The 26,345-nt window shown below is 35.7% G+C and carries 32 protein-coding genes; 27 read left to right on the top strand and 5 right to left on the bottom strand.

What is annotated here, in order from left to right:
• Window positions 1–483: 483 nt before the first annotated feature.
• Window positions 484–1,398 carry a class I SAM-dependent methyltransferase gene (locus NST93_RS11635; RefSeq protein ID WP_405097182.1) on the bottom strand — a complete coding sequence of 305 codons (915 nt, stop codon included), beginning with the start codon at window positions 1,396–1,398 and terminating at the stop codon, window positions 484–486.
• A gap of 496 nt (window positions 1,399–1,894) precedes the next feature.
• On the opposite strand from NST93_RS11635, the gene NST93_RS11630 reads away from it, so the two are divergent.
• The 13 genes from NST93_RS11630 (at window position 1,895) to NST93_RS11570 (ending at window position 12,323) form a co-directional block, all read left to right on the top strand.
• Window positions 1,895–2,830: an NADP-dependent oxidoreductase gene (locus NST93_RS11630; RefSeq protein ID WP_405097180.1), complete on the top strand. Its 936-nt coding sequence runs from the start codon at window positions 1,895–1,897 to the stop codon at window positions 2,828–2,830.
• Between the two features lie 59 nt (window positions 2,831–2,889).
• Window positions 2,890–3,081 carry a hypothetical protein gene (locus NST93_RS11625; protein ID WP_405097178.1) on the top strand — a complete coding sequence of 64 codons (192 nt, stop codon included), beginning with the start codon at window positions 2,890–2,892 and terminating at the stop codon, window positions 3,079–3,081.
• Window positions 3,082–4,053: 972 nt separating this feature from the next.
• Window positions 4,054–4,356, top strand: a complete 303-nt coding sequence (locus NST93_RS11620; protein WP_405097176.1) for an urease subunit gamma — start codon at window positions 4,054–4,056, stop codon at window positions 4,354–4,356.
• A gap of 91 nt (window positions 4,357–4,447) precedes the next feature.
• Window positions 4,448–4,771 carry an urease subunit beta gene (locus NST93_RS11615; RefSeq protein ID WP_405097174.1) on the top strand — a complete coding sequence of 108 codons (324 nt, stop codon included), beginning with the start codon at window positions 4,448–4,450 and terminating at the stop codon, window positions 4,769–4,771.
• Window positions 4,768–6,486, top strand: a complete 1,719-nt coding sequence (ureC, locus tag NST93_RS11610; RefSeq protein WP_405097172.1) for an urease subunit alpha — start codon at window positions 4,768–4,770, stop codon at window positions 6,484–6,486. The genes NST93_RS11615 and ureC overlap by 4 nt, the downstream gene beginning before the upstream one ends.
• Window positions 6,487–6,497: 11 nt before the next feature.
• Window positions 6,498–6,953 (top strand): urease accessory protein UreE, encoded by a 456-nt coding sequence (gene ureE, locus NST93_RS11605; RefSeq protein ID WP_405097170.1) that lies wholly within the window; start codon window positions 6,498–6,500, stop codon window positions 6,951–6,953.
• Window positions 6,946–7,629: an urease accessory protein UreF gene (locus NST93_RS11600; protein WP_405097168.1), complete on the top strand. Its 684-nt coding sequence runs from the start codon at window positions 6,946–6,948 to the stop codon at window positions 7,627–7,629. The genes ureE and NST93_RS11600 overlap by 8 nt, the downstream gene beginning before the upstream one ends.
• Before the next feature lie 39 nt (window positions 7,630–7,668).
• On the top strand, window positions 7,669–8,289 hold the full coding sequence (gene ureG / locus NST93_RS11595) for an urease accessory protein UreG (protein ID WP_405097166.1): 621 nt from the start codon (window positions 7,669–7,671) through the stop codon (window positions 8,287–8,289).
• Window positions 8,282–9,103, top strand: coding sequence for an urease accessory protein UreD (locus NST93_RS11590; protein WP_405097164.1), 822 nt, complete (start codon window positions 8,282–8,284; stop codon window positions 9,101–9,103). Before ureG ends, NST93_RS11590 begins: the two co-directional genes overlap by 8 nt.
• Window positions 9,104–9,489: 386 nt before the next feature.
• Entirely contained in the window at window positions 9,490–9,996 is a 507-nt protein-coding gene (locus NST93_RS11585) for a HicA family toxin-antitoxin system (RefSeq protein WP_405097162.1), read from the top strand.
• Between the two features lie 251 nt (window positions 9,997–10,247).
• Window positions 10,248–11,153, top strand: coding sequence for an aminoglycoside phosphotransferase family protein (locus NST93_RS11580; protein ID WP_405097160.1), 906 nt, complete (start codon window positions 10,248–10,250; stop codon window positions 11,151–11,153).
• A 56-nt stretch (window positions 11,154–11,209) separates the two neighbouring features.
• Window positions 11,210–11,587, top strand: coding sequence for a VanZ family protein (locus NST93_RS11575; RefSeq protein ID WP_405097158.1), 378 nt, complete (start codon window positions 11,210–11,212; stop codon window positions 11,585–11,587).
• A gap of 169 nt (window positions 11,588–11,756) precedes the next feature.
• Window positions 11,757–12,323, top strand: a complete 567-nt coding sequence (locus NST93_RS11570; protein ID WP_405097156.1) for a 2-phosphoglycerate kinase — start codon at window positions 11,757–11,759, stop codon at window positions 12,321–12,323.
• Window positions 12,324–12,425: 102 nt separating this feature from the next.
• Here the strand turns inward: NST93_RS11570 and NST93_RS11565 are convergent, their stop codons facing one another.
• Window positions 12,426–13,139 carry a hypothetical protein gene (locus NST93_RS11565; protein ID WP_405097154.1) on the bottom strand — a complete coding sequence of 238 codons (714 nt, stop codon included), beginning with the start codon at window positions 13,137–13,139 and terminating at the stop codon, window positions 12,426–12,428.
• A gap of 431 nt (window positions 13,140–13,570) precedes the next feature.
• Here NST93_RS11565 and NST93_RS11560 point away from each other — a divergent pair, with 431 nt between their 5' ends.
• The 8 genes from NST93_RS11560 (at window position 13,571) to NST93_RS11525 (ending at window position 18,716) form a co-directional block, all read left to right on the top strand.
• Window positions 13,571–14,350, top strand: coding sequence for an alpha/beta fold hydrolase (locus NST93_RS11560; RefSeq protein ID WP_405097152.1), 780 nt, complete (start codon window positions 13,571–13,573; stop codon window positions 14,348–14,350).
• Between the two features lie 169 nt (window positions 14,351–14,519).
• Window positions 14,520–14,771: a MerR family transcriptional regulator gene (locus tag NST93_RS11555; protein WP_405097150.1), complete on the top strand. Its 252-nt coding sequence runs from the start codon at window positions 14,520–14,522 to the stop codon at window positions 14,769–14,771.
• A 57-nt stretch (window positions 14,772–14,828) separates the two neighbouring features.
• Window positions 14,829–15,089 (top strand): hypothetical protein, encoded by a 261-nt coding sequence (locus NST93_RS11550; RefSeq protein WP_405097148.1) that lies wholly within the window; start codon window positions 14,829–14,831, stop codon window positions 15,087–15,089.
• A 39-nt stretch (window positions 15,090–15,128) separates the two neighbouring features.
• Window positions 15,129–15,275, top strand: a complete 147-nt coding sequence (locus tag NST93_RS11545; RefSeq protein ID WP_405097146.1) for a hypothetical protein — start codon at window positions 15,129–15,131, stop codon at window positions 15,273–15,275.
• Entirely contained in the window at window positions 15,268–15,903 is a 636-nt protein-coding gene (locus NST93_RS11540; RefSeq protein ID WP_405097144.1) for a VC0807 family protein, read from the top strand. The genes NST93_RS11545 and NST93_RS11540 overlap by 8 nt, the downstream gene beginning before the upstream one ends.
• Window positions 15,904–16,228: 325 nt before the next feature.
• A complete protein-coding gene (locus NST93_RS11535; RefSeq protein WP_405097142.1) occupies window positions 16,229–16,645 on the top strand; it encodes a hypothetical protein in 417 nt (138 codons plus the stop codon).
• A 205-nt stretch (window positions 16,646–16,850) separates the two neighbouring features.
• Window positions 16,851–17,612: a class I SAM-dependent methyltransferase gene (locus NST93_RS11530; protein ID WP_405097140.1), complete on the top strand. Its 762-nt coding sequence runs from the start codon at window positions 16,851–16,853 to the stop codon at window positions 17,610–17,612.
• 630 nt (window positions 17,613–18,242) lie between these two features.
• The gene (locus NST93_RS11525) at window positions 18,243–18,716 is read left to right on the top strand and encodes a DinB family protein (RefSeq protein WP_405097138.1); all 474 of its coding nucleotides are present in this window, start codon (window positions 18,243–18,245) and stop codon (window positions 18,714–18,716) included.
• 476 nt (window positions 18,717–19,192) lie between these two features.
• Here NST93_RS11525 and NST93_RS11520 read toward each other — a convergent pair whose 3' ends face one another.
• From NST93_RS11520 to NST93_RS11510, 3 genes are all read right to left on the bottom strand, one after another.
• Window positions 19,193–20,344 (bottom strand): NADH-dependent flavin oxidoreductase, encoded by a 1,152-nt coding sequence (locus NST93_RS11520; protein WP_405097136.1) that lies wholly within the window; start codon window positions 20,342–20,344, stop codon window positions 19,193–19,195.
• A gap of 83 nt (window positions 20,345–20,427) precedes the next feature.
• Entirely contained in the window at window positions 20,428–20,742 is a 315-nt protein-coding gene (locus NST93_RS11515) for an ArsR/SmtB family transcription factor (RefSeq protein WP_405097134.1), read from the bottom strand.
• Between the two features lie 461 nt (window positions 20,743–21,203).
• Entirely contained in the window at window positions 21,204–22,055 is an 852-nt protein-coding gene (locus NST93_RS11510; RefSeq protein WP_405097132.1) for an aldo/keto reductase, read from the bottom strand.
• Between the two features lie 447 nt (window positions 22,056–22,502).
• Here NST93_RS11510 and NST93_RS11505 point away from each other — a divergent pair, with 447 nt between their 5' ends.
• The 6 genes from NST93_RS11505 to NST93_RS11480 all read left to right on the top strand — a co-directional run bounded on the left by NST93_RS11505 (window position 22,503) and on the right by NST93_RS11480 (window position 26,316).
• A complete protein-coding gene (locus NST93_RS11505; RefSeq protein ID WP_405097130.1) occupies window positions 22,503–23,318 on the top strand; it encodes a lipid II flippase Amj family protein in 816 nt (271 codons plus the stop codon).
• An 86-nt stretch (window positions 23,319–23,404) separates the two neighbouring features.
• Window positions 23,405–23,869, top strand: a complete 465-nt coding sequence (locus tag NST93_RS11500) for a GNAT family N-acetyltransferase (protein ID WP_405097128.1) — start codon at window positions 23,405–23,407, stop codon at window positions 23,867–23,869.
• A 233-nt stretch (window positions 23,870–24,102) separates the two neighbouring features.
• Window positions 24,103–24,498, top strand: coding sequence for an NUDIX domain-containing protein (locus tag NST93_RS11495; protein ID WP_405097126.1), 396 nt, complete (start codon window positions 24,103–24,105; stop codon window positions 24,496–24,498).
• A gap of 65 nt (window positions 24,499–24,563) precedes the next feature.
• Window positions 24,564–24,701 carry a hypothetical protein gene (locus tag NST93_RS11490; RefSeq protein ID WP_405097124.1) on the top strand — a complete coding sequence of 46 codons (138 nt, stop codon included), beginning with the start codon at window positions 24,564–24,566 and terminating at the stop codon, window positions 24,699–24,701.
• 291 nt (window positions 24,702–24,992) lie between these two features.
• Entirely contained in the window at window positions 24,993–25,646 is a 654-nt protein-coding gene (locus tag NST93_RS11485; protein WP_405097122.1) for a Type 1 glutamine amidotransferase-like domain-containing protein, read from the top strand.
• A gap of 304 nt (window positions 25,647–25,950) precedes the next feature.
• On the top strand, window positions 25,951–26,316 hold the full coding sequence (locus NST93_RS11480) for a hypothetical protein (protein ID WP_405097120.1): 366 nt from the start codon (window positions 25,951–25,953) through the stop codon (window positions 26,314–26,316).
• Window positions 26,317–26,345: the final 29 nt, after the last annotated feature.

Raw genomic sequence — 26,345 nt, 5'->3', positions numbered from 1 at the left:
AAACGTTAACTCTTCTAGTTATATAAAGTCACAGTTTATTAGAACATTCAATTTGGAAGAAGATGTATTTTTGAGGAATGTTATTTTATTTATATTGTTCTTGATTAATGTTTTCTATATTGAGAGTTTCTTTATTGGTAGTGGTTCTATTGCATTAAACAGTCTATGGCTTGTCTTCATTATCATCAGTTTGTGCATTTCTATTTTTTATCTATTTCGTTCAAGAAAGAGCCTTTATTTATTAATTGCAGTTCTGCTAATAAGCGTCTGTTCTTTAGAGATCCATGGATTTTTATATTTTATTACTAATTTTATGGGATAAGGATATTAAGCAAACGGGTGCGTTTCTGCAACAGTAGTAGGAACGCTTTTTCACTAAAATAGCAGGATAGTTTAATAAGAGATATTAATTGATATGTCGTATTGAAAATAATAATAGCCTCTCAGAGATTTTGATGATTGAGAGGCTTTTGAATTTGTAAGTTATTTCTTTACAGCGTGAATAAAATGAATTGTCTCGAATGCAGATAGATAATCCGTCCTGTTTGTAAAGAGAAGCTCATTTATCTTAGTTGGTGATAAATGTTCATAAATTAGTAAACCTGCTTTTTCTAATATATTCTCAATTTCATTATAAGTGAAACTTGATTTCATTGGTTCTCCACTTGCTGAAGCCAGTTTTACCATATTTTCAACTCTATTAGACATTCCTTTTTCTTCAAAGAGTTTTTCATCTGCATAATCAAAAACAATAGAGCTACCTGTTGGGACTTTAGCAAATAATTGATTGATCATGGCCTTATTTTCTTCTTTAGTTAAATAATATGAAACACCCAAAAGGCTAAAGAATGTTTTTTTGGTATCAAACCCTTCATCTGCTAGGTCTTGATGAGAAAACTCAGTAGTAAAGTCCATAGAAACAAAATGAAGGTTATTCGGGATAGTAAGTTTAGCATTCTCTAATTTTTTCTTTTTAAATTCTTGTGTAGATGGATGATCAATTTCAAATATCTTTAAGCTGTTTTTCAATTCTGGATATCGAAAAGCGAAAGTATCTAAACCAGCTCCAAGTATGACATATTGTTTTGCTCCTAGCTTAACTTCATGAAGCAATACTTTTTCACAATAGGCAGAGCGTGCTAACGGAGTTGGGGAAAGTTGGACTTGTGTAATCCATTTTAAAATTTCCTCTGGATTATCTTTAAATCTTTGCCCAATATCTTTGTTGAAAAACTGTATACCGTTAATCATATTCGCACTGATAGCAGAAAACTCTTCTTCGGAAATTAAATTGTCTGCAATGAAATCATCAAAAATTTTTGGTGTGTCATATTTACTGTGATATGCTCGACCGAAAGCTGATACTAAGGAAGTTAAACTGGACTCATTTTGTTTCATACCATTTTCCTCCCAAATAAAAAATAAGATTCCCCTGGCCAGGAGAACCTTATTATATACAATAAACCGAAAATTGTAAATTATAGCATAAATTATTTTTTTTGTCAATTAATTAAGTGGCGTTTTATAGAGAAAAGATGTTATTTAACCAAAATCTAATTCAACAAAACGGGTGCATTAGCTTAACAAGTCAAATCAAAAAATCGGTTCCTATCTTGTTAGGTACCAATTGTCTATGTTGTAATCTGCTTATCGTTGTAAAAACCAGCATTTTCCTGACGCTACCCTATGGTGATTTGAACCATAATCTACCCCCTAAACAATTTATTTTGATTTCAAGTTATTAGATGCTAGGATATATCGTGTATCAAATAGATACATGGAAGTGGGAATATTATGTTAGATTTTTATCAAGCTTTGGAGAGAAGGAATGACTTCTTAGGAAGAAACTGCTACTAAAGCTTGCAAATATATTTTGTAAAAGGGAGTGTTATTCATGCGTGCAGTTGTCATCAATGAATATGGTAGTAAAAATGTGTTGGTGGGGCAGGAGCTACCGAAACCAGAGATAAAAGCAAACCAAGTACTTGTTGAGGTCTATGCAACTTCCATTAATCCGATTGATTGGAAGCTTCGTGCGGGATACTTAAAGCAGATGTTTGATTGGACATTCCCAATTATCCTTGGCTGGGATGTTGCTGGTAAGATCGTTGAAGTTGGAAGTGAAGTGACGTATTTTCAGGTCGGGGATGAAGTTTTTGCACGACCGGATACTACCGCTGAAGGTACTTATGCGGAATTTACGACTGTGGATGAGGAATTGCTTGCGAAAAAGCCTAGCAACCTGACATTTGAAGAAGCTGCTTCTATTCCATTAGCAGGTTTAACCGCTTGGCAGTCTTTAGTGGATAATACAAAAGTTAAGCAAGGAGATAAAGTACTCATCCATGCTGGTGCTGGTGGAGTAGGAAGTTTGGCCATTCAAATGGCCAAACATTTCGGCGCCTTTGTGGCTACAACAGCAAGTGAAAAAAATGAAGCATATGTAAAAGAGCTAGGTGCAGATGAATTCATTAATTACCGCATACAAAAATTTGAAGAAGAATTAAGTGATTATGATGTGGTCATTGATACAATGGGCGGCGACATTTTAAATAAAAGCTTCCAAATATTAAAGCCTGGTGGCAGACTAGTAACTATTGCCGGACAACCCGATCTAGCATTAACAGAAAAGCATCAAGTAACAGCAAGCTCCCATTGGTTAAAGCCAAATGGTAAACAGCTAGGTGAAATAGGCGAATTACTTGAGAAAAGAATACTAAAGCCTCAAGTGGGTAGTGTATTTGATTTTTCAGCAGAAGCGTTACAAAAAGCACATGAATTAAGTGAGACACATCATGCCAAAGGGAAAATTGTAATAAAAGTTAAATAGTCGATGTAAAGTCCAAAAAATACCCAATAATGACTAACAATCATTATCGGGTATTTTTTATGGTGAGAAAACACCAAGCAGGTAGAGAATGGACAGAAATGTCATTGTATAAACCAGATAAATTTGATGAATACGTTTCTATGCCAAGTAGTGGAAAATTGTTCAAAATCGTTTCGATTATTATTCATATATCGAACTTCCAACATTTGATATTAGAGAAGCCATTGCAAGAATTAGGGTTCCTGCAATAGTTTTTGTGGAAGGTACGACTCACAATGCCCTATTGTATATTCAGAAGAAATTCATCAACTTGATCCAATCTCAAAATTCTATGTTTTTGAAGAAAGCAATCATACCCCTAACTTAGAAGGAAATGAAAAATTCAATGAGATGGTTAAGGATTATATTAATTTAGTCTGTGTTCTTATTCCACTATAGGGTGCATTACTTCAAGAAGGAAAATAGCCTTTTCTTATTGAAGTAGTGGGCCAGGATTGTGAAAGAGACGAGTCTAATATCGGTCTTCAATAAGCACTTTTTTTGTTGTATTTATTAACAACCTTCTCCTTGAAAAAGGTTCTGATAGCAGGAGAAATAGCTTTTCAGTTATCTCCATGCAAAACAAACTCAAACTTAATGCTTGAATTTGGCCCGATTATATGTAGAATAGAAATAGCATGAAAGTCATATTTTGATGAATCTGTTATTAGAACGTACTCCACCTATTATATTACTTAAATAACATGCTCTAAGTTTCCTCATTTATTGCCATGTTATGTCCGCTTATTTCTTAACAGATTTTATCGCAGTGAATAGAATGATTTTTATAGCAGACTCATACTCCTTTTGCATCGGTTAATCTACCAGATGTTAAAGTAGCCCACTCCATATTATTGTCATTCAGGAGAACCACCATCTCTCTTAGTAACTTAACCTAAGAATGAATGACACAATTGATTAAAAAACTTAAAAATTTTATAAGGATTTACAGTGTTATAGTATGCAAACATGAGATTTACACGCTCGAAACTATTTTGTGAATTCCTTCACAAAATAGTTTCGATTAAGAGACTTGATGTCAAGCAAGTTTTCATATGCCTTTTTATTGCCATTTTATTTAGAAAGTCTAACCAATTTGTAATTTTTTAAGAAACGTTTCTTTTTGATAAAAAAAGGCAATGCTAGGATTATTGTTTAAATTATCGTATTTAGGAGGTCATAATGTGCAATTATTACCGCGCGAAATTGATAAACTTTTAATTGTTGTTGCTGCAGATATTGCTAGACGGCGGAAAGATAGAGGACTGAAACTAAACCATCCAGAATCAATGGCACTGATTACATACGAGATTATGGAAGGTGCGAGGGACGGTAAAACAGTAGCTGAATTAATGGAATATGGTGCAACTATTTTGACACGAGATGATGTGATGGATGGTATTCCGGAAATGATAGATGATATTCAAGTAGAAGCAACATTTCCGGACGGTACAAAGTTAGTTACCGTGCATGACCCGATCCGGTAGAGGATGAATCAGCTGTTTTCAAGGAGGCAGCTCCAATTTGGTTCGTTCAAGAAGATGGAGTACGAAGTAAAAAAATGAAAGGGGCAAAGAGATGATTCCAGGTGAATTCATTTTAAAAGAAGAAGAGATTAATTGTAATGCAAATACAGTAAATTCGCATGTTACAGTGATCAATACTGGTGACAGACCTATCCAAATTGGTTCACATTATCATTTTTATGAGGTGAACCATGCTCTTAAATTTAATCGCGATGAAACGTATGGCAAGAGATTGAATGTGCCTGCTGGCGCAGCTGTTCGTTTTGAGCCAGGAGATGAAAAAGAAGTAGAATTGATTGATATTGCTGGTAAGCGGGAAATTTATGGTTTTCATAATAAAGTAGATGGTCCATTAGAAAGCAGGGATAATAAATGAGTTTTAGAATGTCTCGACAACAGTATGCTCAAATGTACGGTCCCACAACAGGTGATGCCGTTCGTTTGGCGGATACAGACTTATTTATTGAAATCGAAAAAGACTATACAACATACGGAGAAGAGGTTGTATTTGGTGGAGGAAAAGTCATTCGTGATGGAATGGGTCAACACCCTCTAATCACAAGGGATGAAGATGAGCGGGTTCCAGACACAATTATTACCAATGCGATTGTACTGGATTATACAGGCATTTATAAAGCAGATATTGCTATTCGTGATGGACTTATTTCAGGTATTGGAAAAGCCGGAAATCCATTAATACAGGATAATGTAGATATTATTATTGGTGCCTCAACAGAGGTGATTTCTGGAGAAGGAAAGATTATTACCGCCGGTGCAGTCGATACCCACGTACACTTTATTAATCCAGCGCAGGTAGATGTTGCACTTACCGGAGGAATAACAACGCTGATAGGTGGAGGAGCTGGACCTGGTGCAGGCTCAAGAGCAACAACGGCAACTCCTGGTAAATGGCATATTCACACCATGTTAAAAGCATTAGAGGGGCTTCCAATCAACATTGGTCTTACAGGAAAAGGCCATGCTGCTGCGGAAAAGCCTTTAGCTGATCAGATTATTGCGGGTGCGATTGGTTTAAAAGTCCATGAAGATTGGGGAGCAACACCATCTGCATTGGATTACGCATTACGTGTTGCCGATAAATACGATGTTCAGATTGCACTTCATGCAGATACTTTAAACGAAGCTGGATTTTTTGAGGATACGATGAAAGCAATCAATGGCCGCGGCATTCATATGTATCATACGGAAGGTGCTGGTGGTGGACATGCACCGGATTTAATTAAATCTGCAGGCATGGCGAATGTATTGCCAGCTTCCACGAACCCTACCTTGCCATACACCGTAAATACAATCGATGAGCATCTTGACATGGTGATGGTTGCGCATAACTTAAACCCATCTGTACCGGAAGATATTGCATTTGCCGACTCGCGGATTCGCAGTGAAACGATTGCTGCTGAAGATATATTACAGGATATGGGAGTATTCAGTATGACGAGTTCAGATGCACAAGCAATGGGACGCATTGGGGAGGTTGTTTTAAGAACTTGGCAAACAGCTGATAAAATGAAAAAACAACGAGGAGCAATGGAAGGAGACCGACAATATTCGGATAATAATCGGGTAAAGCGTTATATTGCGAAATATACAATCAACCCGGCTATCACACACGGTATATCGGATTATGTTGGATCGATTGAAGTTGGCAAAATGGCAGATCTTGTTCTGTGGGATCCGAAATTCTTCGGTGCAAAGCCGGAACAGATTCTTAAAAATGGTTTAGCAGTCCAAAGTTTGATGGGAGATGCGAATGCAACCATCCCAACGCCGCAGCCATTGATATATCGGCCAATGTATGCAGCATACGGAAAAGCCTTATACCAGAGTTCTATTACATTTGTCTCAAAGGCTGCTTATGATTTGAACATTAAAGAGCAGCTTGGTCTTGAGAAAGTAGTGCTGCCAGTCCACAATATCCGGAGTCTGACCAAGAAGGATATGAAGTTAAATTCGGAAACACCGGAAATTGATGTAGATCCACAAACCTATGAAGTAAAAATAAATGGAGAAGTTATTACATGTGATCCCGTTGATACAGTTCCAATGGGACAACGTTATTTCTTATTTTGAGGTGAATCGGAATGATTATTGAGAAAGTAGTTGCAAATATAAAGGATTTGAAACCTGAAGAATTGAATAATCGACATAAAGAAAAAGTTTTCTTGGAGAGTGCTCATTTAGTAAAACGTATCCAGCGTGTAGAAACAGATCATGGACGTGAATTGGGCATCCGGCTGAAAGATCCGCGTGATTTAGAAGCTGGTGATATTCTTTATATGGATGATAAAAATATGATTATCATTGATGTGCTTTCTGATGATTTATTAATTATTCAACCACGCAGCATATTTGAGATGGGAACGATAGCCCATCAATTAGGCAACCGTCATCTTCCAGCACAGTTTGAAGCAGATGAAATGCTCGTGCAATATGATTATCTAGTTGTCGAGTTGTTGGAGGAATTGGGGATTCCGTTTAAACGGGAAGAACGCAAAGTGAAAAAAGCATTTCGTCATATCGGGCATAGTCATGGATAAAGCTCTATTCCTGTTCCAGTTATGTGATTCCAACTTTCCAACAGGGGGATTCAGTCACTCGTTTGGTTTGGAAAGCTACATTCAAGCGAATCAAGTCCATGATTATGTTTCCTTTTCCGAGTGGCTGGAAATTTATTTAGATGAACAACTTGTTTATTCGGATGGATTAGCTGCAAAGCTTGTCTATGATGCACTTGATAAAGATGATTTTGAAACGATATGGAAGTTAGATCGCATGTTAACCGTACAAAATTTAGCTCGGGAAACTAGGGACGGTACGAAGCGTATGGGTGAAACAATGGTAAAGATTTCGGAAAGTCTCTATGGAGCACCGATACTAACAATATATCGGAAACGTATAAAAGAAAAACAATCATTTGGGCATCCGGCAATTGTTTTTGCGATGGTCGGACATTATTTAGAAGTTAAGAGGGACACAACTATTTTATATTATTTATATTCATCAATTACTACTCTGGTTCAGAATGCGGTCCGAGCAATTCCGCTGGGACAAACCATTGGCCAGAAAATAATTTATGCTTTTCATGTGAAGTTAAATAGGGCAGTCCAACGAATAGAAAATCTGGATGAAAATGACTTTGGGGTTGTTTCTCCAGGGCTTGAACTAGCACAAATGCAACATGAAAGAGCAGGTATTCGAATCTTTATGTCATAAAGTTGTCTTTAGTAAAAAATTAGTAAAGGAAGTGTTACTATGGAACCAATTAAAATAGGTATTGGAGGCCCTGTTGGAGCGGGTAAGACAATGTTAATCGAAAAATTAGCACGAGAGCTAAGTGATGAAATCAGCATGGCTGTTATTACGAACGATATTTATACGAAAGAAGATGCGAAGATTTTAGTAAGAACAGGCGTATTGCCTGAGAATCGGATTGTCGGTGTTGAAACGGGTGGCTGTCCACATACAGCTATTCGTGAAGATGCGTCGATGAATTTCGCTGCAATCGAGGATTTAGAAGAACAGCATCCAGATGTAGAGCTTATATTTATTGAAAGTGGCGGAGACAATTTAGCTGCAACCTTCAGTCCAGAACTTGTTGATTTCTCCATTTACATTATTGATGTTGCCCAAGGAGAAAAGATTCCGCGTAAGGGTGGACAAGGAATGATAAAATCTGACTTGTTTATCATTAATAAAACAGACCTGGCTCCATATGTAGGTGCGAGTCTTGAGGTAATGGAATCTGATACGAAAGTATTTCGCGGAAATAAACCATTTGTATTTACGAATTTAAAAGATAATACAGGGCTTGATAAAGTGATTGATTGGTTAAAACAGCATGTACTGCTAAAAGGGCTGGAGCAAGATGTCTGATTGGACGGGAGTTCTTGACTTGGCTGCGGAGGAACGGCAAGGTAAAACAGTAACAAAGAAGCTGTATTTTCGCGGTGCTTTTAAAATCCAGCGTCCTATCTATCATCATCCCATGTATCCCAGTTACTATATTTTAAACCCGGGCGGCGGCTACTTGGATGGGGACACCTATCGGATGCGTGTGTCACTTGAGAAAGATGCAAGAATGCTGCTCACGACCCAATCAGCAACAAAAGTATATAAAACCCCGAATAAACACGCCTATCAGGAATCGGAAATTCATCTAAAGGAAGGAAGCTTCCTGGAGTATTTACCTGATCCGCTTATTGCTTATAAGGATGCACGTTATTTCCAAAAAAATATATTTCGAATGGAAAAAGGAGCTGCATTACTTTATTCCGATATTCTAACGCCAGGGTGGTCACCAGAGGGAAAACATTTTAGCTATGATTCCCTTCGTTTAATTAATGAAATCTATTATGATGAAGAATTACTGGTATTTGACCATATCAAATTAGATCCTAAGGAAAAGCATATGAATGGACTTGGTTTTATGGAAGGTTTTACTCATTTAGGATCATTTATCGTTGTCGGGGACCAAGTGAATACTGAATTGATTGATCAGTTATATGAAACAATTTCTCAGCAATCTGGTGATTTTAAATTTGGAATTTCTTCACTTATGGTTCCTGGATTTTCCATCAGAGTGATGGCCAATGCAACACAAGTTATTGAACGCATTTTCGCAGCAAGTCATTATTTAATTAGTCAGGAATGGTTCGCGACAAAACCAAGCTTTCTAAGAAAATACTAATAGAAAATCCATTGTATTTTGAAGCCAAGGCGAAAAGGCATAAGTTCTCTCATTTAAATAGAACAGCTCGGCTATGTAAACATGTAACCTTAGAAATAAAATCTGGTGAGGCGTGTTCCGTATTTTTTAGAAAATCTGGGGCAAACTACCATTACAAGATTTTTATTGGAGATTTTAACTCGCTTAGATGAAAAGTATCAGTAATAGGCCTGCATGCTATAAAGGGAAGCTGACCAACAGAATTATTGGCATGATTACAGGAATGAATCCTTGTTAAAAAGACGGTGACCGTTTTAATAATTCCAATGAAATACTTTTCATGTTAACTACTTTCTTTCAGCACAGTGTTTTTATTGACATTTTAGTTTGAGGGGTTTAAGCTACAGGTGAAAAAAATTAGCTGTACAGCTAATTTGTTACTTTATAAGACCTGGGAGGTGTTTCCGATAGTTGATGATTTCGAGGTAAAACATGTTTATCAGGAAAGAACTTATGAACGTCATCAATTTTCCTTTTCTATCGATGGTAAAAAGTATAAAGGAGATTTTCATGAAGACCAAATTCATTGGCTTCATCCTCATCCAAAGCAAGACTTGGACAAAGAACAGCTCAATTGGATAGAGCAGGAAGTTCAACGTCTGCTTGGGGAACATGGAGTTAAAGAAATAGATGACGAAAATATTGATATTACCCCAATGTTTGAAAAACAGATACATGAAGCGCATCAGTTTAAATTAACTATTTTAGGTGATGAATTTAGGGGAATTATCCGTGATGGAAAATTAGAATGGTTCCATCCAAAGCCACGACGTAAATTTAAAGATTCACATGTGGAAAAAATTGAGGAAAAGGTTCATGAAAAAGTAGAAGAACAAAAAAATGATTATAATTAATGAAAAATCTTTCTATCTCTATTGCTGGACAATATGGAAATAAAGAAACGTCATTTTGAAATGATTTTCCCCTTTGGATTTAATCGACCATAGGGGTATTTTTATTTGCTTGAAATTGCAGCTTAATTGAATGCGGTCTTTTTCACTTATGGGGCAGTTTAGTAAAAGAAGGAAATGTAGTTTTTTCATAGAAATATACAAGTATGTGATTTAAAAATTAACTTCAAAAAGAAAATAACAGGGGTGAGGGTGTGAGTAATAAACTAATAAAACAAATTCCTTTCATAAGAGATTGTAAAGAAACTATTGAAATTAAAAAGGGGTTTTCTTCAGATGATAAATATCTAATACACATGCAAGAGGGCAATAATAAGCTGCTGCTCCGAATGTTTAATATAGAAGAGATGGAATTGAAAAAGGCAGAGTACTCTATTTTGAAAAGAATGCAGGATTACAACATTTCTTGTTCACAACCAATTTCAATTGGGGAGGCAGGAAACCGAGGGTATATGATCACATCATACATAGAGGGTAAGGATGCTGAAGAAGAAATCTCAACATACTCGGACCCGGAACAATTTAATATTGGAATGGAGGCGGGAAAGGAGTTAAGAAAAATGCATCAATTATCCGCTCCAGATCATATCCCTTCGTGGTATTCAAGGAAAGTTGAAAAGCATAGGAACTATATTGATGCTTACTTAGCATGTGAGGTAAAGGTTAAAAATGACCAAGAAATAATGCATTTTATTGATGAGAATATCCATCTCATGAAACAACGTCCGAACTTATTTCAGCATGATGATTTTCACCTTGGAAACATCGTTGTGAATAATAAAAAGTTCGCTGGAGTTATAGACTTTAACAGGTATGATTGGGGAGATCCTATTCACGAATTTCTGAAGATAGGAATTTTTAGTAGAGAAGTTAGCATCCCTTTTTCAATAGGACAAATTAGAGGCTATTTTAATAATAAAGAACCTGATGAAGAATTCTGGAGATTGTATTCTCTTTACCTTGCAATGTGTGTTTTCTCTACCGTTATATGGACCTTAAAGACTATTCCAGACAACATCAATGAGATGTTAGATAAGGTATACTTGTTCTTAGAAGATCATGATTACTTTAGCAGATTAAAACCGAAGTGGTATCGATAGAATGTAGTTTTGTGAAAGATTGTATTTAAAGTAACGCTTGCTGGAATTAATTAGCTTTGATATCTTTATTGTTTTTGGGATTAAGAAAACTTTATGTTTGGGATGATGTGTCATTTATAGAATACATACAGTTTTCATCCAACTTTGTTCCATTTCAGAAAATAAGTATATATTTTAATGCCTTATTCGATGGAAGTATGAATATTGATATACCAATAAAAAACCTTTTTGGTAATCTGTTGATGTTTTTGCCAATGGGGATTTACCTGCCTTATTTCCTGAGAAAGTTAAACAAATTAGGCACATTTACTATTTCCATTATCATATTGTTACTCTCGATTGAAGTAATACAGCTGGTTACAAGATTAGGGAGTTTTGATATTGACGACCTCATTTTAAATATGGTTGGTGCTTTGATAGGTTTCGGCATTTGAAAAACAAAAATTGTCCAGCAATTATTGACATAGTGCAGGTAGCTATTCAATAAAAGGGTGCGTTAATCAAAGGAAGATTTAGGCGGTTTCTTGGTGAGGTTATTAAAATACAGGTGCAATTTAGTGTAATAATCAACGGTAAATTCAATAAATCAGAACGGAGTAATATATGGTTATTTTAATAAGTGCTGTAAGCAGTACAGGAAAAACGTTGATGGCTCAAAAGTTACTAGAAAAATACCATATTTCTTATCTCTCTGTAGACCATATAAAAATGGGCTTGTACAGAGGAGATAAGAATTGTGGATTTACGCCATTGGATAGTACTGAAGTTATTGGAGATAAACTCTGGCCAATATTAAAAGGGATTATTATGACAAATATCGAGAATGAACAACATATCATTATCGAAGGATGCTACATATTGCCTCATAATATGAAGGATTTTAGCATTAATTATTCAGAGAAAATTATTCCAGTATTCTTCGGTTTTTCGGCGAATTATATTCAAGAAAACTTCAAAACAGGAATAGTGAAATATAGGAATGCTATTGAATTCCGGAATGGGCCGGAAGAAAGAACGATAAAGGAAGTAATCAAGGAACATAAAGAATTTAAAGCACAATGTTTACAAGCGGGTGTTAGATATTTTGAAATCGATAGAGACTATGACAAAGAAATATTGCATGTATATAACTATATAGAGGCTGAAAAGCAGAGAATCAATCCAATATAAAATAGGGATCTCAATTAAAGTTATTAAAGTAATGAATGCAAGCAGCAATTCTTTATTGTCCCGGCGAAATAGTCTGAACGATTCTTTGAGCATTTTACGTGCCTACTTACTTATCAAGCTATGGCTTCTTTCCAAGGTTTTCGAAGCCTTAAAATATACATCGTGGATATCGCTATAATTAGAAGTTACCCCAGCTGCTATCTCGGTTGGACTATCATAAGGGACTCCGAAGAAATGGTTAGAAATATCATATAATATGCGATGAGCATCCACTATTTTTAGAATATCTCTTTGCTTCACCCCTTCTTCACAATGTTCAATGACCATATTTAAGTCATCAAGCAAGGGCTGATGATTGGATGTCAGATGAGTTATACTTTCTAACTTTTCACGCGCATAATAACAATTGCTTACTTCCAAAGCATCCCATTTTGGATTGTTCTTGTTAATTAGATTCTTATATAAGTCATCCGCAACGGTACCCGTCAACAATAGCGATAATTCTGTGATTGTGCCAGTTAAACTGCCAAAATCCTCTTCGGGTATGCTCTGATATAATTCATTTCTTAACTTGTACCTTTCCTCCACTGTCATGGAGGGTTCCAATTCATAAGGGTCAATGGATTCGACTAAATTAACAATGTCATCTTCCGACAATTGAGATGGCGTTTCTTTCGGAGAATCCTGCTGTGAGTCCAGGTTATTATCCGTATTCGTTACGGCATTCGTTTCTTCGGTTCCGGACTCGGCATCTTGATTTTTTTGAGCATCTTCCTCACAAGCTATTACACCAAATGATAGGACCATAAAAACCAAAAGAAGAAATAACCTGCCACTTTTATTGCTTTTTTCAAATCTATCAACTCCTAAATTACGAAGGGAAATCATATTATAGGCTTGGATTTTTATACGTCTCTTGAAACAGACAATAACAATATGATGGTTAGGATTTTTACTTCAAAAAGTTCCCGCCCTCGTATTTGGAAATAATCTTATTAATTAAAATGATGGTTGTAATAACAAACATGATACAATATGGTGATGAAAACTACAATAATTGCTAATTTTATGTTTCCTGTTGTTTGCGAGCGTTACGTTATAGGGGAATATTCGTGTTCATGTGAAGAAAATTTCTAGAACAACTAAGTAAGTCGGCACCTCTTCCTTACAAGGAAATTCCAGATCCAACAAGTAATTCTCAGGAATGGGTGCATTAGTTTAATAAAACAAAAAAGAGGGTGAATCGCTTGAGTTTAACATACCAGGAATATGGAGATAAGAACAGTCCGCTAATGTTATTTTTACATGGAGGCGGAGTAAGTAGTTGGATGTGGGATAAACAAATACAGTATTTCAATAATTATCATTGCATGACGATAGATTTACCAGAACAAGGATCAAGTAAAAATACAGAGAAGTTCTCTATTTATCTAAGTGCAAAAAAGGTAATCGAGATAATAGAAAAAAATGCTAAGGGTAAAGAAGTCATTGTTGTAGGCTTCTCATTAGGTGCACAAGTCGCTATTAAAATGCTGAGTCTTCGTTCCAATTTAGTAGATTATACGATTATTAACAGTGCATTAGTAAGACCCAGCGCCATTATCAGGAAAATGATTCGACCGTCGATAAAGTTGTCTTTTCCTTTGGTTAAAAATAAGTCCTTTTCAAAGATTCAATCCAAACAACTCTATATCAGTGAGGAATACTTTGATAAATATTACAAGGAAAGTTCCCAAATGAAATCAGATACACTTATTAGAATATTAGAAGAAAACATGTCATTTGAAATACCGAAAAGTTTTAGTAAAGCAGAAGGCAAGATACTGGTTACCGTTGGAGAAAAGGAAAAAGCGGTAATGAAAAAGTCAGCGAAAGATTTAGTTTTAAACAATTCAAATTGCACTGGGATAATTATACCTAAAGCAGGTCATGGAATTTCTTTATTGTTTCCAGATTTCTTTAACCAATTGATAGTAAATTGGATACAGGAAGGTACGTTACCTCAAGAAGTAACTGTAATAAAGTAAAAATGGTTTTATAACGAAACGAGTTAATAGAAGCGCGTTTCCTAGTATGCAACGGATTATGCCCAACTTTTCGTCTAAGTAATAAATGGAAAAGAATATAAAAGGTTGAATCTTACGTTACGTAATCCTGTAGTATGATAAATAAAACAGGTAATTGGGGGTTCAGTACATGTACTCAATTGGAAAACTAGCAAAGTTAAACAATATTACCGTTCGAACATTAAGATATTATGATGAAGTTGACCTATTGAAACCAACAAAGATTGAAGAAAGTGGTCATCGCTATTATGATTCTCAGGCTGCCCTAAAGCTGCATAATATCATCATGTTAAAAGAAATAGGCTTTGAATTAGAGACCATCCACGAAATACTTGTCAACCAAGTTAAATCCACCAAAGAGTTACTTCATATGCGTTTATAAATCATTAAAATTGAAAAAGAACAACTAAATGAATCAGAAGGAAGAATACGAAAAATAATGCAGTTGATGGGAGTAGAAGGAACAAACGATTGGGAGCCAATCTTTAATACATTTCTGCTGCCCAAAAATAAAGAAAGGTTGTTTAAAGAAGTACGGAAAAATTATTTTACCGAAGAGGAATTAAAAATCATTGAACGATTACCTAGAATGGGAAGCGACGATAAGTTAACAGCAAAATGGATAGAGCTTATTAAAGATATAAAGTGTAATTTAGATAAAGACCCAGCATCAAAGAAGGCCCAAGCGCTTGCTTTTTAATGGCTGAATCTAGTAGACACTATGTTTAAGGGAAACTGGGTGCTTGCTCAAAAAGTGTGGAATATCAATTCAAATAAAGAGGAAGAATTAGGTTTTTACGATTTCGATCCTGAAATTATTCATTTTATGGAAAATGCCATAACGTTTTACTTTGAGCAAAAGCAGGCAGGTGATCTTGATGAATAAAAAGCTGGTTCTCCTTGATCTGATTTTCTATGCTGCAATTCCCTATATTATATGGACCTACGGAAAAGATCCTCTAGGGGACTATTGGGCAATCCTCCTGTCAACTTTACCAGGATTTATTTATACTGTTTATCGTTTTATGGTAGAAAAACAATTTAATACCTCCGGGTTATTCATTATAAGCTCACTTTTTATTAATACCGCAGTGAATTTAATATCTTCCTCAGCAGAAAGCATGCTCTGGAATCAAGTCTATTTAGGATTGGCTTACGCTTTAGTTTTTCTGTTATCAATGCTTTTTAAAAATCCTTTGGGACTTTACTTTGCTGTAGATTGGGCTTATTTACAAGGGTATGAGCGAAAGAGCAGTAAAGCTTTATTTAGGACAAAAGGAATTTTCAAGGGCTTTCAATTGCTTACATTATTATTTGTTGTCCGAAGCGCTTTTCAAAGCACTTTAAAAATGTGGCTATTAATTCAGTACGGTGCAGAGTCTTACGGACAAATGATTATTTATCTGAATATTAGTGGTTGGATATTTAGTGGTTTGATTATGTTCGGTTTCCTCCATATCTCTGTAAAGGTAAATAATTACAAGCAGAATCAAACGGAAACAATTGGTACGTAGCAAACTTTAAAGAGAATTCGAATCTATTCAATATTATTTTGGACCTTTCTTTCTGCATCAATTGTTGTTATTCCCGACTAACACCAATCGCATCAAGTAATTATTATCTCAATGGGTGTTTTTCTCAAAGAGAAGATTGCACCCTTTTATTAAATGAAATGCAGTTAAAAAGACTTGGTAGTTGAATAAGCGAGGACTAAATTAAATTAAAGGTAACCTTCTTTATGTATTTAAGTGATTAAAATCAATTCTAGATAATAAATTCAATAATAGAGAAGGAATTAAAAGAGAAAGTAGGAACCAAAAATTTCTAAGGAAGGTTGTGATGAACATCAAGGTTAGGAATTTATATTATCTGATAGCAGGAGTCCTTGCAATTCTGTTTGCTTTTACGCACGCATGGAACGGGCATTCCGCTGTGCTGCCGGAACTCGACGTTGAAATAATATCCATTGGTACCCAGACAATATTCACGTATGTCTGGCACATTATCACGGTAGAGAATCTGATTTTTGGCATCGCTTTTATTTTTATGTCATTCCAAACTGATCAATCAAAAACCCGATTTTGCGCATGGTTAATTGTCGCAATCCTAAGCGTTCGATTGATGGTTATTCTAGGTGTAACAGCTATAGTTGATGTGTCGGGTCTTAAGGATACGCTTATAGATTCGATTGCCATCCTAATCTATATTACTCTCATCATACTAGGCACTAGAATGAAGAAAAAGCAGCTAAAATAAAATTATACCGTTTTAACCTCCTACGAGTTTTTTATCTAATGGGATGTTTCGTTGTAGAATTAAGCTAAATTATTGTGCGATTGGGGCAGGTGAGTGGAATAAGGTAAAAGAAGGATAAACATCCATTCTTGTTGAATTTATTAAATAGACAGGTATGTTGAAGAAAAGGTCTTAATAAAGTGAACAGGAAAAAGGAGATAATCGTATGTTTGGTTATTATAATAAACTGTCTTCAGAAGTATATGATATGGACAAAAATGTTGGTCTTTCATTTGGAGATGTGGAATTTTATAGCGAAAGATTAGCGTCTTGTAAGGGGAACATTCTTGAACCAGGAGTCGGAACTGGACGCATACTCATTCCACTTTTAGAAAGCGGGTTGAAAGTGGATGGCTTTGATGTTTCAGAAGAAATGTTACATATTTGCCGTAATAATTGTGAAATAAGAGGATTGAATCCAAAACTAGTTCAAGGAAAAATGGAGTCCTTTTCATTAGATACAGAATACGAAGCTATTATCGTACCAACTGGTACATTCTTGTTACTGCATAGAAGAGAAGATTCTATTAAGGCATTAAAGAATTTTTATGACCATCTTTCTAATGGAGGCAGACTAATTATAGATACTTTTTTACAAACCGACTTATCGATTGATAAAGTTTCAACAAGAACTTGGAAGTCAAGAATTGGTGATATTATCACGTTAGAAAGTAAAGTAGTCGAAGTTGATTATATTAACCAGTACACAATATCTCATAATCGTTACGAAAAATGGAGTAATGGCGAACTAATACAAACAGAATTAGAACAATTTCCGCTTCGTTGGTATGGAATCGAAGAGTTCAAAATGATTCTTGAGCAAACGGGGTTTGAAGATATAATAATTTCAGCAGATTACAAGTATGGTGAATATCCAACAGAACCAAGCCAAACAATTACATTTGAAGCTACTGTTAATAAGGACTAACATTTTCTCTTGTCGCGCTATCGGGTGTGATAATTCAAGAAGGATTAACGCACCTTCGTGTTGAAGTCCTTTACAAATAGTACAGAATTGTTTAACAAGAAAGGAAGATATTAATGGGGAGCTGGGGAAGAAGTTTCCTTAAAACATCAATTCTGAACATTCCGGTTTTGACGGACCGCAGGAACTGATTGTAACCTTAAATCGTTCGGATTTGTCATTAGAAGAGAAAAATGAACTAAAAGCTGCAAGAACAAAGCTATCTTTATTTGAACCCGATAAATATGATGAGTTTTTTTCCCTGAACATTTGTAAGGGTATGTCTGCAATTCGTTTGAACCTTTTCAACCGAGAAGTGAAATATATGCTAAAAATGGATCTGCTTTTATAAAAGTTATTGTATTATAAAGGCCTGATTGAATTCCTTATATCCTAAATTCCATATTGTATGAGGTATTATATTTGGCTTTGTGTTTAAGGAAAGTAAGTCTCTTTGGACTGTAATCATCATTCATTGTATAATTTGCAAGTGTCAATTTTATGCTAAAGGGAGCGTTAATCCAAGCAGAAATTGATTAAAAGTTATAAAAGTAAAATTTAAAATTAGCATACAAATAACAGGGAGATGGGATTATGATTCATGCTAAAACGGTGTTGTTAGACCAGTTGTTAGCCAATGCGAACGATCGCAGCTGGTATGCTTCCTTTCAAGAATCTGTTGAGGGAGTCTCGGATAAGGAGGCTAATTGGAAGCCAGATGGAGCAAGTCACAGTATCGCAGAAGTTGTTCAACATCTGATCTATTGGAATGAAGTGTGGCAATTAAGGTATGAAAAATCTAACGTTCATGTCGTTCAATCTATAGAAGATAATGCAGACAGTTTTCTTATTTCAAAGGATAGAAGCTTCATAGAGCTAAAAAGGCAATTACTGCAGGTGCTGTTACGCTGGCAAGAATTGATTACAGAAGAGAAGCTGGAATCAGCTGTAAATGGTTTCCCAGTAGAAGCCGAGTGGTGGGCCTTAATAGGAAATGCTGCAACACACAATGCTTACCATATCGGCCAAATAGCGTATATACGCAAAATGAAAAAGGATTTTTCCTAATATCAAGTCTGCTGAGTCATCATTCATATAATTTGCACTATACACACCTGACTTATTCATAGTATTTTTTCCGAAGTTTACCAGGTAATCTTCATATTCTTCATCTGACTTGGATGGATTTAAAGTATATAGCTTCGTCTACACTTAGTTTAACGATTTTCCGCCAGTATTATACCATAAATAAATTTATTCTTGCTCAACTCTTTGCCCGTAAGTGAAAAAAAGACCGCTAAAAGAAACGTGTCTTTATAATTGCGCGAAAAAATAAGCAAAACATGTTCCTTATTATTGCCATATTGCTTACTGAACTTTTAAAATGAAGGGCGCTTTTCTTGAGTAAGAAGGCGCCCATTCTCTGTTTTGATAAGCGTTTGTTTATGGAAAGTACCCTTATTCTACCGTTTCGAGTGGAGTTGCAAACTCCTCTCCACCAATCATTATATTTCCTCTAGTTGTATTTTCATTTTATTAAAGACTTACTTACCATCAGTTCTTGGCAGTGGATATAAACCTTTATTAAATTGTTCCCATAAATTTGGTGGTAAATCGTGTTTATCTTCCCTATCAGGGTCGAATTCTGATATGATTTCGTCCGCTTTACCATTCTGTATTTTATTAATGAAATTATGGTCTAATAACATTTCTCTGCCCAATGCTATTAGATCAACATCTCTTGATTCTACAGCCTCTAAAGCATCTTCGGCAGTAAATATGGAGCCAATACCAATTAATGGCATACGACCATCAATCCATTGATGAAGTAACTTAATTCTTTCTTCGCCTTGATATTTACCTTCACGGGTTTTAGAGTGTATGTCCATTAATGAAACATGTAAGAAATCTAACGGTTTTTCAATTAAGTTTTTCACCAATTCTTCTGTGATTTCCATCGTTATACCTGGTGTTTCTGCTTCTTCTGGTGAAAATCTATAACCAACGATGAAATCTTCATCTGCATGAGCTTTAACTGTATTGACAACCTCATCGACAACTTTCATTGGGAATTTTAATCTGTTTTCGCCCCACTCATCATCACGACGATTAAAATATGGTGAAACAAATTGGTGAATGAGATAATGGTTTGCCCCGTGTATTTCTACGCCATCAAACCCTGCTTCAATCACTCTGCGTGTTGCCTCGCCAAATGCTTTAATCGTGTGTTCAATTTCTTCTTGAGTAATTTCCCTGGCATGATGTTCCTCTTTTTCAAAGGATGGTGTATGTTGCTTATCACCTTGTAAGGTTATAGGGCTTGGAGCAACTACATCTCCATTTGGTGTTAAATATGGCATTGCCTTCGCCCCACCATGATGTATCTGTACAATCGCTGTTGCTCCATTTTTCTTCATCGCTTCAGCCAATCGTTTTAAACCATCCAGGTTTGAATCATGTGCAACGGAAGGCTGACCAGGAAATGCTTTTCCTAAATCAGTCACATTACTAGCTGCAGAAATAGCTAGCCCTACATCTTTAGAACGTTGTTCGATATAATCAATTTCCACATCAGAAATTGTGCCATCATCATTGGAAGATACATGGGTGAGTGGTGCTAAGACAAATTTATTTCTTAATTCTACTTTGTTGGGTAATATTACTTTTTCAAATAAAGGTTCAAATTTCTTATCCATTACTATCATGCCTCCTAATAAATTTATATATTTATATATCTAGAACTATAGATATATAAATTAAAAAATAACGAAAATCTTATTTAGATCTCCGTTCCAAAATATTCAGCTAACATACGAATTGTTTCCTCATTTCTTCTATAATAAGTCCACTTTCCAAAACGAACAGATTCGAGCAAACCAGCTTGCTGCATCATAGTTAAGTAGTGAGATACCGTTGATTGAGATGTTTTAGCTTTTTCTTGAATGTCCCCAACACATACCCCGCCTTTATAACTAACCTCCTTTGGCAGGTGGGCGCCTTGTTTAGGGAAGTGCTTCTCTGGTTCTTTTAACCACTGTAAGATGTTAAGCCGAGTTTCGTTAGATAGAGCTTTAAATATATCGATAGGTTTCATAAAACAAATTATATCTATTTTTCTCGATATGTCAAATTGTAAAGTAAATAAAATTATCATACTTAAATGCTAGTATGATTTTCAAGTGATTTTGTGAAGGTATATTCTTTAAGTTACGGGTGCATTAGTAAAACAAGACAATCACCAATTGGTCGTCTTGTTGTATGTAAAAAATTAAAAGTTTCGGAGACTTCGTTGACATAAAATGGGGGAGATATTGAACTAACGAGGCGGCTTAGTAAACCAAGCCAACTTTGAAATGCAGCATTCCAAATTGTTAACTCTTGTATTAGACAGACAAGAAGGGAAATATATGTTAAAAATGGATCTGCTTAAAACAAACTCGCCTTTTATCTAGTGCTCAAAAATATCCAACTCAGATAACGTGTTTTACGTTTATAGCATCCCACGGTAAATACCCAGGAAGCCCCTGGGCTACCGAATTGAATGCAGCGGGATGTTTATACATATTCGTGGTATTCGTTGGGGTCCTGCCCTTCTACACGGCCAGCTTCCCCTTTATCCAATGAATCAATTGTTTTAATATCCTCGGGAGCTAATTCAAAGTTGGTACTATTGATATTATCTTTTTGATGCATTGGATTACTCGATTTTGGAATAGCAAGTACGCCGGCCTGATAGTTCCAGTTTAAAATAATTTGAGCCGGTGTTTTATCGTATTTATCTGCAATTTCTTTAATTGTGGTATTTTTCAGCACGTCATTCAGATAACCCCGGCCAAAGGGACTCCAGGCTTCGGTAAGAATACCCCGCTTTTTATTTTCTTCAACCATACGGTTATTATTAAAATAAGGCTGACGCTCAACCTGATTTGTAGCAGGAGTCACACCTGTTTCAGAGATAATGTTGTCCAGATGTTCGGGTTCAAAGTTTGAAACACCGATGGTTCGGATTAATCCTTGTTTTTGTGCATCCACTAAAGCTTTCCAAGCTTCTACATATTTGCCGTCTTTCGGATTCGGCCAATGGATTAAATACTTGTCAAAATAGTTTAATCCGGTGCGACGTAAAGATTCTTGAATAAAGATAAATGCTTTGTCGTATTCATGGTGTGATCCGGGCAATTTCGTACTGATTAAAATTTCCTCTCTGGGCAGTCCGGACCTGCGCACAGCCTCACCGACAATTCCTTCATTATTATAGTTTGTTGACGTATCGATTAAGCGGTATCCTGTGTTTAAGGCATTTAAAATTTCAAAAGTACCCTGGTCCCCATCAATGCCTATCGTGCCTAATCCCACAAGGGGCAGCGCTGATCCATCGTTTAGAATAAAACTGTTATTATCAGTCAACGTCTCATCTCCTTTAAAATCTTTGCAGTGTAAGTTGATAATGATAGAAAAAGATATTTCCTTTACGTCTGCTACTGTGAAACCAACAGGCTGCCTTCACAGTGCAGTCTGGCTGGTTCAAAAGCCCGCGGTCAATCATCAAACTCTATCATCTTACTAGTATTTCATGGTTTCATCTCCCAATAAGATGTCCATAATTAATATACCCAACTTAAGAAAATCCTACACAATCATCGCTATCCAAGTGTACAACTTGATATTGAATGATTTTGCAGCTTCTATTAGCCTGTAGAAAACTATTTTCCTAGTTCCTGTCTATCATCGTGTGCTTTAACAATAAAAAGATCGTCAAAATAGGCGGTCTTTTTTCATGAAGTGCTCGGGTGCTGTAATGAGTTTTTGGAATTTTCATGGTAAGATAAAGAAAATGAAATGTGGAGGTAAGATTTGGAGTTTTTAACCGAAAAGCTGCTATTTATTGCTTTATTTATTTTTATCATTCATTCTATTGAAACCCTTGCTTATGCTGTAAGGCTGTCTGGTGCAAGGGTAAAGATGATTGCATCTGCTTTGTCCCTGTTTAATGTAATGGTGATCGTTTCACGGATGGCGAATATGATGCATCAACCTGTTACCGGCAGCTTAATTGATACCGCACCTGAAAGTAATCCTTTAGAGTTTGTAGAAGCACAATACCGTTTTCTTATAGGGGCATCCACAGTTGGAACGGTTTTTGGAATACTTCTTCTGCCTACTTTTGTCGCCCTATTTTCAAGAGCAATTATTCATTTATCTGAAGAAAGGGGTTCTGTTCCATCTTTATTTAAGAGGATATTTTCTATGCATTACATAAAGCGGGGTATTACACATTTTAACCTGCCTAAATTCTCATATCTGAGAAACACAAAAGTAAAGGACCTTCCAATCAGGTTATTTTTTGTGAATATGTTCATTACCGCAATCTATACAATAGGTGTATTGTCCGCATTATACGCAGCATTATTAGCACCTGAAAGAGCATCTACTGCGATAATGGCATCGGGGCTAATTAATGGTGCAGCAACCATCCTGTTAGTTATTTTTGTTGACCCAAAGGTCTCGGTAATCGCTGATGACGTTGTTAATGGAAGAGGCAATTATCAATCGTTAAAAAACATATCAATCATGATGGTTATATCGAGATTATTCGGGACCATGCTTGCACAATTATTGTTTATACCAGGAGCTAAATATATCGCTTGGTTTACTGCGTTCATTGTTTGATTGTTATTCTGTCAACTGGGCAGTTTTGTTGAACAAGGCAGATAAATAGTAATAAAAAAGTGATATTGATAGAAACGGTGATCCGTATGAATATCCATTTTTTAGTGAACCATCCCGATAAAATAAATGAAGTTTCTTTCTTGATTTTTAAGGAATTTGTAGTGAAATCAGGCAGTCGAATGCAGTTTGAAGATGTTGTTAAACACTTTTCGAATACAAAGGTTAATACGTTTCCGGTAACTCTCGTTAGCTTAGAGGACGGCGAATGTTTAGGGACTGTATCAATCGTTGAAAACGATTTAAGGATAAGAGATATGTATAAACCTTGGCTTTCATCTCTTTATACTAAACCAGCGTATCGCGGCAGAGGAGTGGGAGAAAAGTTAATAGCCGCAACCAGGGATGCAGTCAACGATTTGGGATTTAATGAACTGTATTTAAGAACAGAAGACGCGTCTGACTATTATAGAAAAAGAGGTTGGACGTATCTTGAAACTGTGTCTGATGAAAAATACGAAAAGATTGATGTGTTTAAATTAAAGTGTATGTGATTTAGTGAATCAAATATTATTTAATTAGGAAGGATGGATTTTAAAGTAACGCGTGCGATAATCCAAGAAGGATTATCGCTTTTTTTGTAGAAGTTATTGTCTAGGGAAGCAAATGAATATTACTAGACAAGTGCAGCATATACAGTATTATCAGAATCAGTAGTATATGAACATAGGATCGGTTAATGGAACGAGACAAGGCTTGAGATTGTATGAAAAGGGGTTTCTTTGTTATGCGGGATAGAGGTTCGGCTGTAATAATTGAAGGATGTAAGGTTGCGCTGATTCAGAGGATTGTAGATGGATCTGTTTATTATGTATTTCCTGGTGGTGGAATAGAGAATGGGGAAACACCTGAAGAAGCAACAAGAAGAGAGGCATTTGAGGAGTTAGGAGTAGAAGTGAAAGTTAAAGAGCGTATTGCAACAGTATATTTTAATGGAACGCAGTACTATTTCTTATCTGAAATCATTAATGGCACGTTCGGAACTGGGAATGGCGAAGAATACACAGACAAAGAGAGGTATGACGGAACTCATTTACCTATTTGGGCAGATATAAATAGTTTATCGTCCATGGATATTATACCAAAAGAAGTAGCTTTCGAAGTTCAGTCACGATTCAAGTAACGAGTGCATTGCTTCAAGAAGAAAAACCATATCAAGGCTTGGAAAAAAGAGAGAAGGTGTATACTATGATGAAATTACAGATAACCACATTTATTCTAATAGGAGCAATTATTGGATTCTTAACGGATGGTATAATGATAGGTGCCGGGGTGGCAGCAGTTGTTTTTATAGCTTACAGGCTAGAGAAGCTTTTAGACAGTTAATACCACAGGAGATTAAGCTTAGGCGCGGAAGAGGTTAAATAAGCCATTTTATATAGATAAAAAGCTTAGCGGACATCCTGAATACTGAAAAATATTGATGCTAATTTTGCAATATTATGTTTTTGTGGAATATGAAATTGTTAATCGTTCCATTGACTGGGCTTTACTTTTGGAAAGAAGCACTAGTCATTCAACAATCGGGTCATATGGAGAGTATTTCATTGGTGATAAGAAAACGGAATGAGCAATGCTAGAAATAAGTGTTATTTACACTTTACTGCGGGGGTACTTATGAAAACTCATTATTATTTAGGCTGGTTCAACAATTCTTTTCCGGAAAAGCTGGGGAAGGTATTACAAGAGGATATAACGGATAGAAAGTCGCTTGCTATGATTAGCTCGAATCCATCAATTGATGAAGAGGATGGTGCTGCTGAACGCTCGTGGCTTGAGCAGGCAAGCATTGTGTTTGATGAATATCATGTAATTAATTATCGCGTTCGGAAGGAAGAAGCCCAAACAATTATTCAAAATGCTTCCGTCATTTTTTTGCTGGGGGGAAATACTGTTAAGCAAAATGATTTTTTGAAGGAATATGAATTATCGGATTCAATCAAAAAAAGCGCTGTTGTGATGGGAGCAAGCGCTGGCGCAATCAACATGTCGGCTAAATGGCTATGCTCAGAAAGCTTTGGATATAAAGTTGAAAAGAGCACTGTTTACGATGGAATTGGTCTTGATAATTTTTCCGTCTTGTCCCATTTTGATCTTGAAAATAACATTGAAATGGTCCAAAGCGAACTATCCCTCCTATCGGAAAAAGTGAATATCTATGCGTCGAATAAAGATTGCGCTGTACGTGTAAAGGAAGACAAAATTGACATTTTAGGTAATGTTTTTTTAATTACCCATTCAAAGATTCAGAAATTGAATGAGACAATCTAGTTGAATTACGGTTTCTATTTTATATTTATCGTAATAGACATATCATTTATCATACATAAAACACAGAATAGGAGATTAAAATGGAATGTATAGCTAAGAACGCTAAAGTTATTTATATTTTTGTGGTTTTACTTATGTTAATCAAGACATTCATGCCAATTGAACAACAGTATAATATTATATTTAGTATCCTTTTTGTTTTGATTGTCCTTCCTGTCATTATCATTGAATTTTATGTCAACAAAAAGAAGAAAAGGATGTCTAAGCGTTTCTATTTAAAACGATATAAAGAGAGAGTGATAGTATGAGGAAAATAGCAATTGGCATTCTAATCGTCTTATTATACTGTTTTCCCTTTGTTTACTTTTCAATGTATCTAGACTTTGCTAGCGGTTCAATGCTTGGCTATTTATTTATGATTGCAATCACTTCACTACTTGCCTTCTTCGGCAAAATCTTTAGCAATTCAACCTCACTTATTATTGGAAATATATTATCTGTAATTATTTCTTTTTATTTCATAGGTGAAATGATGGGAAATGAAAGATGGGGTTTCTATTTCAAGCCGCTAACGCCATACCAATTACTAACTTGGGTAAGTTTTTTGAATCTGATACCTCAGTTTTTTGCTTTGAGATTAGCTGTTAGACATAAAAAGAGGAACAAGTAAATTAGTCATACCTGGAGCTATTTAGTTAA

The sequence above is a fragment of the Oceanobacillus sp. FSL H7-0719 genome, assembly GCF_045040795.1.
Taxonomy (GTDB): Bacteria; Bacillota; Bacilli; order Bacillales; family Amphibacillaceae; genus Oceanobacillus.
This window is presented reverse-complemented; position numbering and strand designations above follow the sequence as displayed.